This window comes from Pseudomonas sp. GW823-FHT06B06 (assembly GCF_058795195.1).
Genome location: NZ_JBXAHO010000001.1, coordinates 73134 through 91365, shown reverse-complemented (window position 1 = coordinate 91365; position 18232 = coordinate 73134). Strand labels below are relative to the sequence as shown.

General features: G+C 60.6%; 15 protein-coding genes. 12 read left to right on the top strand and 3 right to left on the bottom strand.

All coding sequences use genetic code 11. The annotated features are described in order from the left end of the window. Nucleotides 1-61: 61 nt before the first annotated feature. The 11 genes from pcaR to pcaC all read left to right on the top strand — a co-directional run bounded on the left by pcaR (nt 62) and on the right by pcaC (nt 11093). Nucleotides 62-904 (top strand): pca regulon transcriptional regulator PcaR, encoded by an 843-nt coding sequence (gene pcaR / locus AC1Q8Q_RS00455; protein WP_020798338.1) that lies wholly within the window; start codon nt 62-64, stop codon nt 902-904. Between the two features lie 286 nt (nt 905-1190). After that, nucleotides 1191-2537 (top strand): 4-hydroxybenzoate transporter PcaK, encoded by a 1347-nt coding sequence (pcaK, locus tag AC1Q8Q_RS00450; RefSeq protein WP_020798339.1) that lies wholly within the window; start codon nt 1191-1193, stop codon nt 2535-2537. A gap of 261 nt (nt 2538-2798) precedes the next feature. Then, nucleotides 2799-3656, top strand: coding sequence for a CoA transferase subunit A (locus AC1Q8Q_RS00445; RefSeq protein ID WP_168757358.1), 858 nt, complete (start codon nt 2799-2801; stop codon nt 3654-3656). After that, nucleotides 3656-4435 carry a CoA-transferase subunit beta gene (locus AC1Q8Q_RS00440; RefSeq protein WP_020798341.1) on the top strand — a complete coding sequence of 260 codons (780 nt, stop codon included), beginning with the start codon at nt 3656-3658 and terminating at the stop codon, nt 4433-4435. The genes AC1Q8Q_RS00445 and AC1Q8Q_RS00440 overlap by 1 nt, the downstream gene beginning before the upstream one ends. Beyond that, on the top strand, nt 4432-5637 hold the full coding sequence (pcaF, locus tag AC1Q8Q_RS00435; RefSeq protein WP_020798342.1) for a 3-oxoadipyl-CoA thiolase: 1206 nt from the start codon (nt 4432-4434) through the stop codon (nt 5635-5637). The genes AC1Q8Q_RS00440 and pcaF overlap by 4 nt, the downstream gene beginning before the upstream one ends. Before the next feature lie 38 nt (nt 5638-5675). Further along, nucleotides 5676-6380: a protocatechuate 3,4-dioxygenase subunit beta gene (gene pcaH / locus AC1Q8Q_RS00430; protein ID WP_033043621.1), complete on the top strand. Its 705-nt coding sequence runs from the start codon at nt 5676-5678 to the stop codon at nt 6378-6380. Nucleotide 6381: 1 nt separating this feature from the next. Continuing rightward, nucleotides 6382-6948, top strand: coding sequence for a protocatechuate 3,4-dioxygenase subunit alpha (gene pcaG / locus AC1Q8Q_RS00425; protein WP_020798344.1), 567 nt, complete (start codon nt 6382-6384; stop codon nt 6946-6948). Nucleotides 6949-7154: 206 nt separating this feature from the next. After that, the gene (locus AC1Q8Q_RS00420; protein ID WP_020798345.1) at nt 7155-8462 is read left to right on the top strand and encodes an MFS family transporter; all 1308 of its coding nucleotides are present in this window, start codon (nt 7155-7157) and stop codon (nt 8460-8462) included. 45 nt (nt 8463-8507) lie between these two features. Next, nucleotides 8508-9872 carry a 3-carboxy-cis,cis-muconate cycloisomerase gene (locus AC1Q8Q_RS00415; RefSeq protein ID WP_020798346.1) on the top strand — a complete coding sequence of 455 codons (1365 nt, stop codon included), beginning with the start codon at nt 8508-8510 and terminating at the stop codon, nt 9870-9872. 11 nt (nt 9873-9883) lie between these two features. Continuing rightward, nucleotides 9884-10690 (top strand): 3-oxoadipate enol-lactonase, encoded by an 807-nt coding sequence (gene pcaD, locus AC1Q8Q_RS00410; RefSeq protein ID WP_168757359.1) that lies wholly within the window; start codon nt 9884-9886, stop codon nt 10688-10690. A gap of 10 nt (nt 10691-10700) precedes the next feature. Next, nucleotides 10701-11093: a 4-carboxymuconolactone decarboxylase gene (pcaC, locus tag AC1Q8Q_RS00405; RefSeq protein WP_020798348.1), complete on the top strand. Its 393-nt coding sequence runs from the start codon at nt 10701-10703 to the stop codon at nt 11091-11093. Between the two features lie 141 nt (nt 11094-11234). Here pcaC and AC1Q8Q_RS00400 read toward each other — a convergent pair whose 3' ends face one another. After that, on the bottom strand, nt 11235-12494 hold the full coding sequence (locus AC1Q8Q_RS00400; protein ID WP_020798349.1) for an OprD family porin: 1260 nt from the start codon (nt 12492-12494) through the stop codon (nt 11235-11237). Between the two features lie 423 nt (nt 12495-12917). Between AC1Q8Q_RS00400 and AC1Q8Q_RS00395 the strand changes: the two genes are divergently transcribed. Beyond that, nucleotides 12918-13391 (top strand): hypothetical protein, encoded by a 474-nt coding sequence (locus AC1Q8Q_RS00395; RefSeq protein WP_492614733.1) that lies wholly within the window; start codon nt 12918-12920, stop codon nt 13389-13391. 218 nt (nt 13392-13609) lie between these two features. Here the strand turns inward: AC1Q8Q_RS00395 and emhC are convergent, their stop codons facing one another. Together emhC and emhB are read right to left on the bottom strand one after the other, a co-directional pair. Beyond that, nucleotides 13610-15070, bottom strand: coding sequence for an efflux RND transporter outer membrane subunit EmhC (gene emhC / locus AC1Q8Q_RS00390; RefSeq protein ID WP_020798352.1), 1461 nt, complete (start codon nt 15068-15070; stop codon nt 13610-13612). Then, on the bottom strand, nt 15070-18231 hold the full coding sequence (emhB, locus tag AC1Q8Q_RS00385; protein ID WP_020798353.1) for an efflux RND transporter permease subunit EmhB: 3162 nt from the start codon (nt 18229-18231) through the stop codon (nt 15070-15072). Before emhB ends, emhC begins: the two co-directional genes overlap by 1 nt. Nucleotide 18232: the final 1 nt, after the last annotated feature.

Below are 18232 nucleotides of genomic sequence, written 5' to 3'. Positions count from 1 at the left end.
GTATACCCTGCACCCAGTGCCCTGTAATAGCTCGCCGATCCGTCCGGGAAAAGGACCTTGTATGAACGATCAACTGCGCAACTCCTTCGCTTCGGTGGCACCGCCGATCGTCGCTTCACCCGCCAAGCGCATCCAGGCCCTGACCGGTGATCCGGATTTCATGACCTCGCTGGCGCGTGGACTGGCCGTGGTGCAAGCCTTCCAGGAGCGCAAGCGGCACTTGACCATTGCGCAGATCAGCCATCGTACGGAAATTCCCCGCGCCGCCGTGCGACGTTGCCTGCACACGCTGATCAAACTCGGTTATGCCACGACCGATGGCCGAACGTATTCGTTGTTGCCCAAAGTCCTGACCCTGGGCCATGCCTATGTGTCCTCGACGCCGCTGGCGGTTTCTGCGCAACCCTACCTGGACCGCATGAGCGAGCAACTCCACGAGGCCTGCAACATGGCTACCCTGGAAGGCGATGACATTTTATATATCGCGCGTTCGGCGACCACCCAGCGCCTGATTTCGGTCGACCTTTCGGTGGGCGGGCGCCTGCCGGCCTATTGCACGTCGATGGGCAGGATCCTGCTCGCCGCCCTCGATGACAGTTCATTGCGCGAGTATCTCGACCACGCCGACCTGCAAGCCAAGACCAGTCGAACCATTCATACCCCCCAAGCCTTGCTCGAATGCCTGCAGGAAGTACGTCAGCAGGGTTGGTGCATCGTCGATCAAGAGCTCGAGCAGGGGCTACGTTCGATCGCCGTCCCGGTATACGACGCTTCCGGCCAGGTGGTCGCGGCTCTCAACGTCAGTACCCACGCCGGTCGGGTTAGCCGCAGCGAGCTCGAGCAGCGTTTCCTGCCCGGCCTGCTGAGTGCCAGTCGTGACCTCAGTACCCAGCTGTTTTCCTAAGCTGTTCGATAATCGCACAGACTCGCGTTTGACGAATTGACGCTCTTTCCCTTGCCTCATTAATGTCGCGCCAGCGCCACCCGGCGCTGGCGATCTCGATCCGGCTCCGGACGACGACCCCATAATAATGAGAAGAGGCACCCATGCGCACATTCCCTGACTGTCGCCGTTCTCCCCGGTTATTTTGCCGGAGCTCGATCACCTGATCCCGGCTCCCCCTTTCTCGTGACAGCCTCGTTAGAGGTTGATATCTGTTCGACTGCGTTCTTTGCGTGGAAAAAAAATAATGAACCAGCCCCAGTCTGCTGTAGGTAACTGCCTCGACGTGCAGTCCTTCATCAATGCCCAACCCATTTCGCGTTATCAGTGGCGAGTGGTGATCCTGTGTTTCCTGATTGTCTTCCTCGATGGTCTCGATACAGCGGCGATGGGCTTCATCGCGCCCGCCCTGTCCCAGGATTGGGGTATCGATCGCGCCAGCCTTGGCCCGGTGATGAGTGCGGCGCTGATCGGCATGGTCTTCGGGGCGTTGGGCTCCGGGCCGCTGGCTGACCGGTTTGGGCGAAAGGTCGTTCTGGTCGGGGCTGTGCTGCTGTTCGGTGCCTTCAGCCTGGCTTCGGCCTACAGCACCAACGTCGACCAGTTGCTGGTATTGCGCTTCCTGACCGGCCTCGGCTTGGGCGCGGGCATGCCCAACGCCACGACCCTGTTGTCGGAGTACACCCCGGAGCGCAAGAAATCCCTGCTGGTGACCAGCATGTTCTGCGGCTTCAACCTGGGCATGGCCGGTGGCGGATTCATTTCGGCCAAGCTGATCCCCGCGTTCGGCTGGCATAGCTTGCTGTTGATCGGCGGGATCCTGCCGTTGATCCTCGGCGTCGTGTTGCTGATCTGGCTACCGGAATCGGCGCGTTTTCTGGTCGTGCGTAATCGCGGCACCGACAAAGTACGCAAGACGCTGGCACCCATCGACCCGAAGGTGGTGGCCCAGGCATCGAGCTTCAGCGTGCCGGAACAGAAAACCGTGAAGGCGCGCAACGTGTTTGCCGTGATCTTCTCCGGCACCTACAGCGTCGGCACCTTGCTGCTATGGCTGACCTACTTCATGGGCCTGGTGATCGTTTACCTGCTGACCAGCTGGCTGCCGACCCTGATGCGCGACAGCGGTGCGAGCATGGAGCAGGCCGCGTTCATCGGCGCGCTGTTCCAATTCGGCGGGGTGTTGAGCGCGGTGGGCGTTGGCTGGGCCATGGATCGCTTCAATCCGCATAAGGTCATCGGTACTTTCTATCTGTTGGCCGGGGTGTTTGCCTACGCGGTAGGGCAGAGCCTGGGCAATATCACCTTACTGGCGACCCTGGTGTTGGTGGCGGGCATGTGTGTCAACGGTGCGCAATCGGCGATGCCTTCGCTGGCGGCGCGGTTTTATCCGACTCAAGGGCGTGCCACCGGGGTGTCATGGATGCTCGGGATTGGCCGCTTCGGCGCGATCCTCGGTGCATGGATGGGCGCGACACTGCTGGGACTGGGCTGGAATTTCGAGCAAGTGCTGACGGCACTGGTGATTCCGGCGGCTTTGGCGACTGCGGCAGTGGTGATCAAGGGTGTGGTCAGTCATGCGGATGCGACCTGACATTTTACCTTGATCGTTCCTGCGCTCTGCGTCCGCTTCGGCAGGGACGCGGAGCGTCCCGGGCTGCATTCCCACGCAGAGCGTGGGAACGATCATAGGCAAGACAAAACGGTAGCCTGACAACAATGTGTTCGATAAACGAACACTCAGTCGATTATCGGATTGTTTGGTGTGGGGCACGCGCTTAATCTTTAACCACTCCGGCGCTGCGCATCGGCGCCTTTTTATCAGTTGGTTAATAACAAACGGGAGCCTGCCCCGATGGCTGAAATTCTTTCGCTGCACGACGCGGTAAAGCAATTCGTGAACGACGGCGATACGGTCGCACTCGAAGGCTTTACCCATCTGATCCCGACAGCGGCGGGTCACGAACTCATTCGCCAGGGCAAGAAAGACCTGACCCTGGTGCGGATGACCCCCGACCTGATCTACGACCAGTTGATCGGTGCCGGTTGTGCGCGCAAGCTGATTTTCTCCTGGGGCGGCAACCCGGGTGTCGGTTCGTTGCATCGTCTGCGTGACGCCGTCGAGAAGCAGTGGCCCCACGCCCTGGAAATTGAAGAACACAGTCACGCCGACCTGGCTAACGCCTATGTTGCCGGCGCTTCCGGGCTGCCGTTCGCGGTGCTGCGTGCCTACGCCGGTTCCGACCTGCCGAAAGTCAACCCACTGATCAAGTCCGTCACCTGCCCGTTCACCGGTGAAGTGCTCGCCGCCGTGCCTTCGGTACGCCCGGATATCACCGTGATTCACGCGCAAAAAGCCGACCGCAAGGGCAACGTGCTGTTGTGGGGCATTCTCGGCGTGCAGAAAGAAGCCGCGCTGGCTGCCAAGCGCTGCATCGTCACCGTTGAGGAAATCGTCGACGACCTGAACGCACCGATGAACTCCTGTGTCCTGCCCACCTGGGCCCTGAGCGCGGTTTGCCACGTCCCTGGTGGCGCGCATCCGTCCTACGCCCATGGTTACAACGAGCGGGACAACCGTTTCTACCAGGCCTGGGACCCGATTGCCCGCGACCGTGAAACCTTCACTGCATGGATCAACGAGTACATCCATGGCAGCGCTGACTTCAGCGAGTTCCAGGCCAAACTGGCCGCCGCTTCGGAGGCGAAGTAATGACTTACACCACCAATGAAATGATGACCGTGGCTGCCGCCCGCAGGCTGAAGAACGGTTCTGTGTGCTTCGTGGGTATCGGCCTGCCGTCGAAAGCGGCCAACCTGGCGCGCCTGACGTCCTCGCCGGACGTGGTCCTGATCTACGAATCGGGCCCAATCGGCGCCAAGCCGAGCGTACTGCCACTGTCGATCGGTGATGGTGAACTGGCGGAAACCGCTGATACCGTGGTCCCGACCGGTGAGATTTTCCGCTACTGGCTGCAGGGCGGGCGTATCGACGTCGGTTTCCTCGGCGCTGCGCAAGTCGACCGTTTCGGCAACATCAACACCACCGTGGTCGGTGATTACCATGCACCGAAAGTGCGTCTGCCGGGTGCCGGTGGCGCGCCGGAGATTGCTGGTTCCGCCAAGAGCGTGCTGATCATTCTCAAGCAGTCGTCGCGTTCGTTCGTCGACAAACTCGATTTCATCACTTCGGTCGGCCATGGCGAGGGTGGTGATTCACGCAAGCGTCTGGGCCTGCCGGGCGCCGGTCCAGTGGGAATCATTACCGACTTGTGCATCATGGAGCCGGAAGCCGACACCCACGAGTTCGTGGTCACCGCACTGCACCCGGGCGTGACCCGCGAGCAAGTGGTCGCGGCGACCGGTTGGCCGATCCGCTTTGCCGATAGCGTCGACACCACTGCCGAGCCGACCGAAGTCGAGCTGACCGCGCTGCGTGATCTGGAAGCCCGCACCGCAGCCGCCCACGGCCAAACCCCAGGAGAAGCATGATGCGTGAAGTTTATATCTGCGACGCGATTCGTACCCCCATCGGCCGTTTCGGCGGAGGCTTGTCGGCGGTTCGCGCCGACGACCTGGCCGCCGTGCCGATCAAGGCCTTGATGGAGCGCAACCCGTCGGTGGACTGGAATGCAGTGGACGAGGTGTTCCTCGGCTGTGCCAACCAGGCCGGTGAAGACAACCGCAACGTGGCGCGCATGGCGCTGCTGTTGGCGGGTCTGCCGGAAACCATTCCCGGCGTGACCCTTAATCGCCTGTGCGCTTCGGGCATGGATGCCATCGGTACCGCGTTCCGCGCCATCGCCAGTGGCGAAATGGAGCTGGCGATTGCGGGTGGCGTCGAATCGATGTCCCGCGCGCCGTTCGTGATGGGCAAGGCGGACGCCGCGTTCTCGCGCAACATGAAGCTGGAAGACACTACCATTGGCTGGCGCTTCATCAACCCGTTGATGAAGGCCCAGTACGGTGTGGATGCGATGCCGCAGACCGCCGACAACGTCGCCGACGATTATCAAGTGTCCCGTGAAGATCAGGACGCTTTCGCCCTGCGCAGCCAGCAACGCACCGCTGCCGCGCAAGCCGCGGGCTTTTTCGCCGAAGAAATCGTCGAAGTGCGCATTGCCCACAAGAAGGGTGAAACAGTGGTCAGCCAGGATGAGCATCCGCGCGCCGACACGTCCCTGGAAACCCTGGCCAAACTCAAACCGGTCAATGGCCCGGACAAAACCGTCACCGCCGGCAACGCTTCCGGTGTGAACGACGGCGCGGCGGCCTTGATCCTGGCCTCGGCCGAAGCGGTGAAAAAGCACGGTCTGACCGCTCGCGCCAAAGTATTGGGCATGGCCAGCGCCGGTGTTGCACCTCGGGTGATGGGTATTGGCCCGGTGCCAGCGGTGCGCAAGTTGACCGAACGCCTGGGTGTGGCGGTCAGCGATTTCGACGTCATCGAACTCAACGAAGCGTTCGCCAGCCAAGGCCTGGCGGTACTGCGTGAACTGGGGCTGGCGGACGACGCACCTCAAGTCAACCCGAACGGTGGTGCCATTGCCTTGGGGCATCCGTTGGGCATGAGCGGTGCACGACTGGTTTTGACAGCCCTGCATCAGCTGGAAAAAAACGGTGGCAAGAAAGGTCTGGCGACCATGTGCGTCGGTGTCGGCCAGGGTCTGGCCCTGGCGATCGAGCGCGTCTGACGCGCTCGAAAAGACTTATAAGAACTGAGGAATGTTTCATGACTGACAAGCCTGGTTACCGTCGCCCGCAGGAAGGCACCCAGCCTGCCTACCTGCACCCGACCTATCAATCCACCAACCTGCGCTCGCCGTCCAAGCCGCTAGTGTTCTTGCCGCACTCGTTGTCGGAAATCACCGGTCCTACCGTTGGTGCCGAGCGCATCAACGAGAAGGACAACGACCTGACCGCCCAGCACGAAGGGCAGCCTCAGGGTGAGCGCATCATCATCCACGGCCGTGTGCTGGATGAAAACGGCCTGCCGGTGCCGGGGATCCTGGTGGAGATCTGGCAAGCCAACGCCGCCGGACGCTACAACCATCCCCGGGACCTGCACGATGCACCGCTGGACCCGAACTTCACCGGCACCGGCCGTACCGTGACCGATGCCGATGGCTGGTACCAGTTCCAGACCATCAAGCCCGGCGCGTATCCATGGGGTAACCACCACAACGCCTGGCGTCCGGCGCACATCCATTTCTCGCTGTTCGGGCCGAGCATCCTGACGCGCCTGGTCACGCAGATGTATTTCCCCGGGGACCCGCTGCTGGCGTACGACCCGATCTACAACTGCGTGCCCGATACCAGTGCCAAGGAGCGTTTGATCGCCAGTTTCGATCTGGAAAAAACCATCCCTTCCTACGCCCTCGGTTATCGCTGGGACATCGTATTGCGTGGCCGCGACGCCACGCCGATGGAGAAATAAGATGACGCTGACTGCGACCACGTCCCACACCGTAGGGCCTTACTACCATATCGGCCTGACCTGGCTTAATCGCGAAAACCTGACCGTCGAACAAACCCTGGGCGAGCGCGTGGCGATCACCGGGCAAGTGGTCGATGGCAACGGTGATGTCGTCAACGACGCGATGCTGGAAGTCTGGCAGGCCAACGCCGCCGGCAAGTACGACCACCCTGAAGACGATCAGGACAAACCCCTGGACCCGAACTTCGAAGGCTTTGGCCGGGTGCCGGTGGACGCCGAAGGGCGTTTCCGCTTTACCACCATCAAGCCGGGCACGGTTGAAGGCCTCAAGGGCACGACCCAGGCGCCGCACCTGGTGGTGCTGGTGTTTGCCCGTGGTTTGGTAAAGCACTTGCTGACGCGGATCTACTTCGATGGCGAACCGGCCAACGTGGACGACCCGTTGCTCGAATGCGTTCCGGCCGAGCGCCGCAGCACCTTGCTGGCCAAGCAGGATGCCAGCGGTGTTTATCAGTGGAATGTGATTCTGCAGGGCACTGATGCCGAGACGGTGTTCTTCGATTATTGATCGAACACCACAAAACCCTGTAGGAGCGAGCATGCTCGCGAAAAACGTCTCGCCAACGCGGGCATTCAGATTCCCCGCGTTATCGTTGGCGCCCATCGCGAGCAGGCTCGCTCCTACAAGGGAATCGTGTTGGTGATCCATCTGCGGAACGGGACTGTTACAAAGTGTGTCTAGACTCTCACTGTCCCCATTGAGTGAACAAAACAATGACAACCCCAACTACAGCTCCTGCAGCGCTCTACACAGGCGAAGAACGCAGCAAGCGGATCTTCGCCATCGTCGGCGCATCGTCGGGCAACCTCGTCGAATGGTTCGACTTCTACGTCTACGCCTTCTGCGCGATCTATTTCGCGCCAGCCTTTTTCCCGTCCGACAACCCCACGGTGCAGTTGGTCAACACAGCGGGCGTCTTTGCCGCCGGGTTCCTGATGCGTCCGATTGGCGGCTGGATTTTCGGCCGTCTCGCAGACAAGCACGGGCGCAAGAATTCGATGCTGATATCGATTCTGATGATGTGCTTCGGTTCGTTGCTCATCGCCTGCCTGCCCACCTACAAGGACATCGGGGTCTGGGCCCCGATCATGTTGCTGTTCGCCCGTTTGCTCCAGGGCCTGTCGGTGGGCGGCGAATACGGCACCACCGCTACCTACATGAGCGAAGTCGCCCTCAAGGGCCAGCGCGGTTTCTTCGCCTCGTTCCAGTACGTGACCCTGATCGGCGGGCAGTTGCTGGCGGTGTCGTTGGTGGTGGTCCTGCAACAGTTCCTCACCGAGGATGACTTGCGTGCCTACGGCTGGCGGATTCCGTTCGTGGTCGGTGCCATGGCGGCCTTGGTTTCGCTGTACCTGCGTCGTTCGCTGAAAGAAACCACCAGCAAGGAAATGCGCGAAAACAAGGACGCCGGCAGCATTCGCGCGTTGTTCCGCGACCATAAAGCCGCGTTCATCACCGTGCTCGGTTACACCGCCGGCGGCTCGCTGATTTTCTACACCTTCACCACGTATATGCAGAAATACCTGGTGAACACCGCCGGCATGCACGCCAAGACCGCCAGCTACATCATGACCGGCGCACTGTTCCTTTATATGTGCATGCAGCCGATCTTCGGCATGCTCTCGGACAAGATCGGCCGCCGGAACTCGATGCTGTGGTTTGGCGCACTCGGCACGCTGTGCACCGTGCCGATCCTGCTCAGCCTGAAAAGCGTCACCAGTCCATTCCTGGCCTTCGTGCTGATTACCCTGGCGCTGGCGATCGTCAGTTTCTACACCTCGATCAGCGGTCTGGTAAAAGCCGAAATGTTCCCGCCTGAGGTGCGTGCACTGGGTGTTGGCCTGGCTTACGCGGTGGCGAATGCAATCTTCGGCGGTTCGGCGGAATATGTTGCCCTGAGCCTCAAGGCAGTCGGCATGGAAAACTCCTTCTACTGGTACGTGACGTTGATGATGGCGATAGCGTTCCTGTTCAGCCTGCGTCTGCCCAAGCATGCGAAGTATCTAGAAAACGACCTTTGATCCACATCCGCGGGCCTGAGCGGCCCGCGCCTCCAGGGACTGTTTATGAACGAGCGACCGGGCAATCAATTGTTCGATGCCTATTTCACTGCCAGCGATATGCGCGAAGTGTTCTGCGATCAGGGCCGGGTCCAGGCCATGCTCGATTTCGAAGCGGCGCTGGCCCGGGCCGAAGCGCGGGTCGGCGTGATTCCGCCTACCGCGGTGGCACCGATTGAAGCGGCGTGCCAGGCCGGGCATTACGATTTTGCCGCCCTCGGCGAGGCAATTGCCACGGCGGGTAATTCGGCGATCCCGTTGGTCAAGGCGCTGGGCAAGCAAATCGCCGCGAGCGATGCGCAAGCCGAACGCTACGTGCATCTGGGCGCCACCAGCCAGGATGTAATGGATAGCGGCCTGGTGTTGCAATTGCGCCGGGCGCTGGAATTGATCGACAGCGATCTGGCGCAACTGGGCGACACCCTCGCCACCCAGGCCCAACGTCATGTCGCCACGCCACTGGCCGGGCGCACCTGGTTGCAACATGCGACGCCGGTGACCCTCGGCATGAAAATCGCCGGTTGGCTGGGCGCCGTCACCCGCAGCCGTCAACGTCTGCAAGAGCTCAGGCCGCGCCTGCTGGTGCTGCAATTCGGTGGCGCCTCCGGAACCCTCGCGGCCCTCGGTGAACAGGCGATGCCGATTGCCCAGGCGTTGGCCGAAGAGCTGCAACTGAGCTTGCCCGACCAACCCTGGCACACTCAGCGCGATCGCCTGGTGGAGTTTGGCTCGGTGCTCGGATTGATCGCCGGTAGTCTCGGCAAGCTCGGTCGCGATATCAGCTTGCTGATGCAAACCGAAGCCGCCGAGGTGTTCGAGCCTTCGGCGCCGGGCAAGGGTGGCTCTTCGACCATGCCGCATAAACGCAATCCAGTCGGCGCGGCGGTGCTGATTGGCGCGGCGACTCGCGTGCCAGGCCTGCTGTCGACACTGTTCAGCGCCATGCCGCAGGAGCACGAGCGCAGCCTGGGGCTGTGGCATGCCGAGTGGGAAACCCTGCCGGAAATTTGCTGCCTGGTGTCCGGCAGTCTCAAGCAGGCGCTGCTGGTCACAGGCGGCCTGGAAGTGGACGCCGAACGCATGGCCCGCAATCTCGACCTGACCCAGGGCCTGGTGCTTGCTGAAGCGGTGAGCATCGTCCTCGCACAACGGGTCGGCCGCGACACCGCGCATCACCTGCTGGAACAATGCTGCAAACGCGCCGTCGCCGAACAACGCCATCTGCGTGCCGTACTTGGTGACGAACCGCAAGTGACTGCCGAGCTGTCGGCCACTGAACTCGATCATCTGCTGGACCCCGCCCATTATCTCGGTCAGGCCCGTACCTGGGTCGAGCGAGCGGTGGCTGAACACTCTGCAATGACTGCCTGAAGGAGACTGCTGTGGCTTTCGTACAACTCGCCGATGGCGAACTGCACTACCAAATTCAAGGGCCGCAACTTGATGGGCCGGTCGATGCGCCGGTGCTGGTGCTGTCCAACTCGCTGGGCACCGACCTGCACATGTGGGACGCGCAGATTCCGGCGTTCACGGAGCACTTTCGTGTGCTGCGTTTCGACACCCGCGGCCACGGCCAATCGTTGGTGACACCGGGCCCTTACAGCATCGAACAACTGGGCCGTGACGTATTGGCACTGCTGGATGCCTTGCACATCGAACGCGCACATTTCTGCGGCCTGTCCATGGGCGGCCTGATCGGCCAGTGGCTGGGGATCAACGCCGGCGAACGTCTGAATAAGCTGATCGTGTGCAACACGGCGGCGAAAATCGGCGATCCGTCGATCTGGAACCCGCGTATCGAAACGGTGTTGCGTGACGGTCAGGCAGCGATGGTCGCCTTGCGCGATGCATCGATTGCACGCTGGTTTACTCCGGATTTCTCCGAAGCCAACCCGGCGGCGGCCAAGCAGATTACCGACATGCTGGCGGCGACATCGCCTGAAGGCTATGCGGCCAACTGTGCGGCGGTGCGCGATGCCGATTTCCGCGACCAGTTGTCCTCGATCAAGGCGCCGCTGCTGGTGATCGCCGGCACCCAGGATGCGGTCACGCCGCCGTCCGGCGGGCACTTCATCCAGGAGCACGTGCCGGGTGCCGAGTACGCCGAGTTCTATGCCGCGCACTTGTCCAACGTCCAGGCCGGCGCTGATTTCAGCGACCGCGTACTGGCCTTCCTGACGGCTCGTTGAGGGGAATTCCGTGGACGAGAAACAACGTTACGACGAGGGCATGAAGGTCCGTCGCGCTGTTCTGGGCGATGCCCATGTCGATCGCAGCCTGACCACCCTGACCGAGTTCAACTCGGAGTTCCAGGAAATGATCACCCGCCACGCCTGGGGCGACATCTGGACCCGTCCGGGCCTGCCGCGTCACACCCGCAGCCTGATCACCATCGCCATGCTGATCGGCATGAACCGCGAGGGCGAACTCAAACTGCACCTGCGCGCCGCCGCCAACAATGGCGTGAGCCGTAGCGAGATCAAGGAAGTGATCATGCAGAGCGCGATCTACTGCGGGATTCCGGCAGCCAATGCGACGTTCCACCTGGCTGAGTCGGTGTGGGATGAGTTGGGGGTTGAATCGCGGGAGTGATCCCCCGCGATTGATCGTTCCCACGCTCTGCGTGGGAATGCCTCAACGGACGCTCTGCGTTCGGCTTTGGAAGGGAAGGGACGCGGAGCGTCCCGGGCTGCATTCCCACGCAGAGCGTGGGAACGATCAGGCAGCAGAGGTTTAGAGCAGGCTGATCGGATAGCTGATGATCACGCGGTTCTCATCAAACTCGTTGTTGCTGTAGTCGCGGCGCATCGTCGAGTTGCGCCACTTCACATTCAGGTCTTTCAGCGCACCACTCTGCACGGTGTAGCCCAGTTCACTTTCACGCCCCCATTCCTTGCCATCGGTGATCGTGCCGGTGTGCACGTTATCGCCGCTGATGTAGCGGTTCATCAGGGTCAGGCCCGGCACGCCGAGGGCAACGAAGTTGTAGTCGTGGCGCACTTGCCAGGATTTTTCCCGGGCGTTGTCGTAGCTGGAGTTGTAGCTGTCGTTGGCCAGGGTGCCGCCGCTGGTGCCGTTGACCCGCATCCACGGGCTGTCGCCGGTAAGTTTCTGCAGGCCGACGTAAAAGGTGTTGCCGCCGTACTTGGCCGAGAACAGGCCGTACATGGTTTTGTTGTCCAGCTCGCCGGCTCGGGCGCTGCCGTCATCCTTGCCGTAGAAGTAACCGAGGTTGGCGCCGAGGGTCCAGGCGCCGATGGGTTGGCTGTGGGTCAGGCTGATGAATTGCTGGCTGTAGATGTCCTTCAGTTCGGCGTTCCACACACCGATCTGGGTGCGTTTATCGTTGAACAGGTACTCGCCGCCCTGGAAGTTGAAACGGTCGGAGGTGAACGCGGCTTTGCCGGTCATCGACATGTCGCCCATGCTGCTGTCGTCGCGCGGGCTGTTCTGGCGGAACTGACCGCCGTACAGCGTCAGGCCGTCGATTTCCTTCGAGGTGAGTTGGCCGCCGCGGAAGGTTTGCGGCAGGGAACGACCGTCGTCCGAACGCAGGATCGGCAGCACCGGCATCCATTCGCCCACTTTCGCTTCGGTCTGCGACAGCTTGGCCTTGAACGCCACGTTGGTGCGACCGAAGTTGTCGGCCGGGCGGCCGTCACTGTCCAGCGGCAGCAGTTGGGTACCGCCAGTACCTTTGCCGCCATCGAGTTTCACCGAGTACAGGCCCAGCACATCCATGCCGAAACCGACGGTGCCTTGGGTAAAGCCGGACTTGGCATCGAGGATGAAGCTTTGCGTCCACTCTTCGGCCTTGCCTTGGGCCTTGGTCGGGTTGGTGAAATTGCGGTTGATGTAGAAGTTGCGCAGGTTCAGGTTGACCTTGGCGCCCTCGACAAAACCCGGCTCTTCGGCGGTCACGGTAGTTGCGGTTGCGGTCAAGGCGACGGCGATCAAGCTTGGGAGGAAATAATGCGCGGTGGAAGGCGTCATGGGCTCGGGTCTCTCTAATTGTTGTGGATGCAACAGGATGTGCCGCAACCTGAGGCTGCATTTGAAGATTCGGATCGGGTGATAGCGGAACGGGATCAGCCGGGAAGGGCAGGGCGCTGGGGCACGGTGTGGATCCTGATTGTTATTGGTCTGAGATGGAATGGTGCGGTGAATTAACTAGATAGTTCAATTGTGAGGGATGAATTTTGGGCGATTATCGAACGAAAATGAATGGCGTAATTTCAGGCAGGTAGGGAGAAGGGCGGTGGTGTTATTGGACTAGTTTTCGCCATGGATATCAGGTTTTTATAACTTTTAAGTTTGTCGCGCTGTCACTTATGACAGTTGTTTTGATCCTGATCAAGAAATACGCTCGCCTTGTAGTTGTGTATTTTTAACGATAATCCAATAGAGGGTGTGATCATGGGTGCCGAAAAAGAAGAACAAGGCAATGCAGCCATTAGTGGGGCGAAAGATCATGGGCCGGGAGTCGGAGGAATTAGAACAACCATTACAAAAGGCGATATAGTGCGTCGGATCAATTTTGGTGAAATTGATTATCTTTCCTGGACGCCTCGTAATTTTTTGCTGAATGCCTCAAACCCAGTAACGGGTGGTAAAGCTAATATAGAGTTTGAATCGAATCTGGATCTTATAGAGAATACAGAATACGTAATCGGTTCAGGTTTGGATTTAGTAGAGGCATATTGTGAAATTGAAGAGTTTATGGGTTTTCCATATTCCACGTCAGGAAAAATCACTTTCACGACCTTGACTAAAGTTGAAGGTGTAGTAAGCGTAGCCGGTAAGTTTGATTTTGATATTATAAATGCCCAAGATCCAGCAGAAATCATACATGTGAACTGCCCTGGGTTCGTTGTGAGTTCCAAAGTGTAACGATAAGTCCTTAACGTAAAAGGCTTCGCCGGCGCGTTCTAGGTGGGCTGTATGGTTTAATTACTAGATAGCGTGGATGTGGAATGTGAATTTGAGGGGTTTACCGGCAGCTGTATGTCATTCGGCAAGTTATCAGGCTCAGATGCCGGCGATGTATATGATCTTTGGCCGCCATACCAATAAGCCCACCATCGGTGGGCTTATTGGTTTTACTACTATCAGAATAATTTCAACTTCGGCGCTTCTTCTTTCAGCGGCTCGTTCTTCGCCGTCTGTTCATTCCAGCCACCGCCCAAGGCCTTGTACAGGTTGACCTGGCTGACCAGTTGCGCCAGACGGTCGGTGATCAATGCCTGTTGGGCACTGAACAGCTGGCGCTGGGCATCGAGGAAGGTCAGGTTGCTGTCGACACCGATGCGGTAACGACGCTCGGCCAGGCGGTAGTAGTCCTGGTTGGCGTTGACGAAGTCCTGCTGCGCCTGCAACTGCTGGACGTAGGTCTGGCGCGCGGCCAGGCCGTCGGCGACTTCCTGGAAGGCGGTCTGGATGGACTTCTCGTAGTTCGCCACGCCAATGTCTTTCTGGATTTTCGAGTAATCCAGGCTGGCACGCAGGCTGCCGGCGTTGAAGATCGGCAGGTTGATCTGCGGCTGGAACAGCCAGGTGCCCGAGCCACCCTTGAACAGGCCGGACAGGTCCGGGCTGAGGGTCCCGGCGTTGGCCGTCAGGCTGATGCTCGGGAAGAACGCTGCCCGCGCCGCGCCAATGTTGGCGTTGGCGGCCTTGAGGTTGTACTCGGCTTGCAGGATGTCCGGGCGACGCTGCAGCAAGTCCGACGGCAGGCCAGGCGGCACTTCGGCCAGCAGGTCGTCGTTCAGCGGTTTAGCCGCTTGCAGGTTGGCCGGGATGCCGGTGCCAAGCAGCAGCACCAGGCTGTTTTCATCCTGGGCGACCTGACGGGTGTACTTGGCCAGTTGCGCACGGGCGTTTTCCACCGAGGTGCGCGATTGTGCCAGGTCCAGGGCCGAAGCGACGCCCACTTCGTTGCTGCGCGCGGTGAGCTTGTAGCTCTCCTCGAACGCGGCGAGGGTGTCCTGGGTCAGCTTGAGCAGTTCCTTGTCGGCCTGCCAGGTCAGGTAGGCATTGGCCACGCTGGCCACCAGGCTGATCTGGGTGCTGCGCCGGCCTTCTTCGGTGGCGAAGTACTTCTGCAGGGCTTCTTCGTTCAGGCTGCGAATCCGACCGAACATATCCAGTTCATAGGCGCTGATGCCAACCGTGGCCGAGTAGGAACTGGTGATACCGGCCTCGCCGGTCTGCGAAGCGTCAGCCGGCAAGCGCTGGCGGCTGCCGGTACCGTTGGCCGAAACGGCCGGGAACAGATCGGCGCGCGAGATGCGGTATTGAGCCGCAAAGGCGTCGATGTTCAAGGCCGCGACACGCAGGTCGCGGTTGTTTTCCAGGGACAGCTGAATCAGTTGCTGCAGCGCCGGGTCATGGAAAAACTGCTTCCAGCCCTGCTCGGCAGCGGCCTGCGCCGGAGCCTGGGCTGGCGAATACGCCTGGCCCTGCGGGTATTGATCTGCCACCGGAGCGTCCGGCCGCTGATAGTCAGGTATCAGCGAGCAGCCACCAAGCACGAATGCGGCGACGGCCAGGGAGAGTAGCGACTTGCTCATTAGCCAGCCTCTTTAGAAGTTTCAATGGCGTCTTGCTGGTCGACGTTTTTACGCTGACCCAGGGCCGACACGGTGACGAAGAACAGTGGGACCCAGAAGATCGCCAGAACGGTTGCGGTGATCATACCGCCAATCACGCCGGTACCGATGGCATGCTGGCTACCGGAACCTGCACCCGTGGATATCGCCAGGGGCACCACGCCGAGCACGAACGCGAGCGAGGTCATGATGATGGGTCGCAGACGCATGCGGCAGGCTTCGATGGCCGCCTCGCGCAGGCTGCGCCCTTGTTCGTGCAGTTCCTTGGCGAATTCGACAATCAGGATGGCGTTTTTCGCCGCCAGGCCGATGGTCGTCAACAAGCCCACCTGGAAGTACACGTCGTTGGACAGGCCGCGCAGGCTGGTGGCCATCAGCGCACCGATGATCCCCAGCGGTACCACCAGCATGACCGCGATCGGAATCGACCAGCTTTCATAGAGGGCCGCCAGGCACAGGAACACCATCAGCAACGACAAGGCGTACAGCGCAGGCGCTTGCGAACCCGACAAACGTTCCTCGTAGGACAACCCGGTCCAGGAAATACCGACGCCGGCCGGCAGTTTCTTGGCGATGGCCTCGACTTCGGCCATGGCTTCACCGGTGGAGTAACCCGGTGCCGGGGCGCCGAGGACTTCCACCGCTTCCACGCCGTTGTAACGGGCCAGTTTCGGCGATCCGTAGATCCACTCACCCTTGGCGAACGCCGAGAACGGAACCATGGTGCCGACGCTGTTGCGCACGTACCACTTCTGCAAGTCCTCAGGGCTCATCCGCGCACCGGGCTGGCCTTGCACGTAAACCTTCTTCACCCGACCGCGGTCGATGAAGTCGTTGACGTAGCTACTGCCCAGGGCGATCGACAGGGTGTTGTTGATGTCGGCGATGGTAATGCCCAGGGCACTGGCCTTCTCGTCGTCGATTTCCAGCTGGTATTGCGGCTCATCGTTCAAGCCGTTCGGACGCACTTGAGTCAGGATCTTGCTTTGCGCCGCCATGCCGAGGAACTGGTTACGGGCTTCCATCAGCTTGTCGTGACCGATACCGGCGCGGTCCTGCAGGAACACGTCGAAACCGGTGGCGTTACCCAATTCCAGTACCGCCGGTGGCGCGAAGGCAAACACCATGGCGTCACGGAAGGTGAAGAAGTGCTGCTGGGCCCGGGCTGCGACCTTGAACACGCTGTTCTCGGCGTTACGGTCTTCCCATGGGCGCAGCATGATGAACGCCATGCCCGAGCTTTGGCCACGGCCGGCGAAGTTGAAGCCGGTCACGGTAAACACCGAGTTCACCGCGTCGCCTTCACCGCCATCCTTGCCCGGACGCAGCAGGAATTCACGCATTTCGTCCACGACCACCTGGGTACGCTGGGACGTCGATCCGGCGGGGGTCTGTACCTGGGCGAACAATACGCCCTGGTCTTCTTCCGGCAGGAACGCGGTTGGAATGCGGGTGAACAGCCAGATCATGCCAACGACGATGATGATATAGGCCAGCAGGTACGGCGCCTTGTGCGTCAGCATGCTGCCGACGCCACGCTCGTAGCTTTTGACACCACGGTCGAAGTTGCGGTTGAACCAGCCGAAGAAACCGCGTTTCGGGGTGTGGTGCTCGCCCTTCGGAATCGCCTTGAGCATGGTGGCGCAGAGCGCCGGCGTGAAGATCAGGGCAACCAGTACCGACAGGGCCATGGCCGAGACGATGGTGATCGAGAACTGCTTGTAGATCACACCGGTGGAGCCGCTGAAGAAGGCCATTGGCAACAGCACCGCCGACAGCACCAGGGCGATACCGACCAGTGCTCCCTGGATCTGCCCCATGGATTTCTTGGTCGCTTCCTTGGGCGACAGGCCTTCTTCGCTCATCACCCGTTCGACGTTTTCCACCACGACGATGGCATCGTCCACCAGCAAGCCGATGGCCAGCACCATACCGAACATGGTCAGGGTATTGATGCTGAAACCGGCTGCCGCGAGGATCCCGAATGTACCGAGCAATACCACCGGTACCGTCATCGTGGTGATGATGGTGGCGCGGAAGTTCTGCAGGAACAGGAACATCACCAGGAACACCAGCCCGACCGCTTCGACCAGGGTGTGAACCACGCCCTTGATCGATTCGGTCACCACCGGCGTGGTGTCGTACGGGAACACCACTTCCATCCCTTCGGGGAAGAACGGCTTGAGGTTGTCGATGGTCGTGCGCAGGGCCTTGGCGGTATCCAGGGCGTTGGCGCCAGTGGCCAGTTTCACGGCCAGGCCGGACGCCGGGGCGCCGTTGAACTGGGCGTTGATGCTGTAGTTCTCACCACCCAGGCCGACGCTGGCGACATCCCTGAGGCGAACCTGGGAGCCGTCCTTGTTGACCTTGAGCAGGATCTTTTCGAATTGCTCGGCGGTCTGCAGGCGGGTCTTGCCGATGATCGTCGCGTTCAGCTGCGTGCCGGGCAGGGCGGGCAGGCCGCCGAGCTGGCCGGACGAGACCTGGACGTTCTGTGCGGCGATGGCGGTTTTGACATCGATCGGGGTCAGGTTGAAGTTGTTCAACTTTGCCGGGTCGAGCCAGATGCGCATGGCGTACTGGGAGCCGAATACCTGGAAGTCGCCGACGCCGGCGGTCCGCGAGATCGGGTCCTGCATGTTCGACACGATGTAGTTGGACAGGTCGTCCTTGGTCATGCTGCCGTCACGCGACACCACGCCGATGACCAGCAGGAAGTTCTTCACTGCCTTGGTCACGCGGATACCTTGTTGCTGCACTTCCTGCGGCAACAGCGGGGTGGCCAGGTTCAGCTTGTTCTGGACCTGGACCTGCGCGGTATCGGAGTTGGTGCCTTGCTCGAAGGTCGCGGTAATGGTCATGGTGCCATCGGAGTTACTTTCCGAAGACACATAACGCAAATTGTCGATACCGTTTAGCTGCTGCTCGATCACCTGGACCACGGTGTCCTGCACGGTTTGCGCAGAAGCGCCCGGGTAGGTCACGGAAATGGCGATGGCTGGAGGCGCAATGCTCGGGTATTGGTTGATCGGCAACTTGAGGATCGATAGAGCCCCGACCAGCATGATCACCAGGGCGATTACCCAGGCGAAGATCGGACGGTCGATGAAGAATCTGGACATG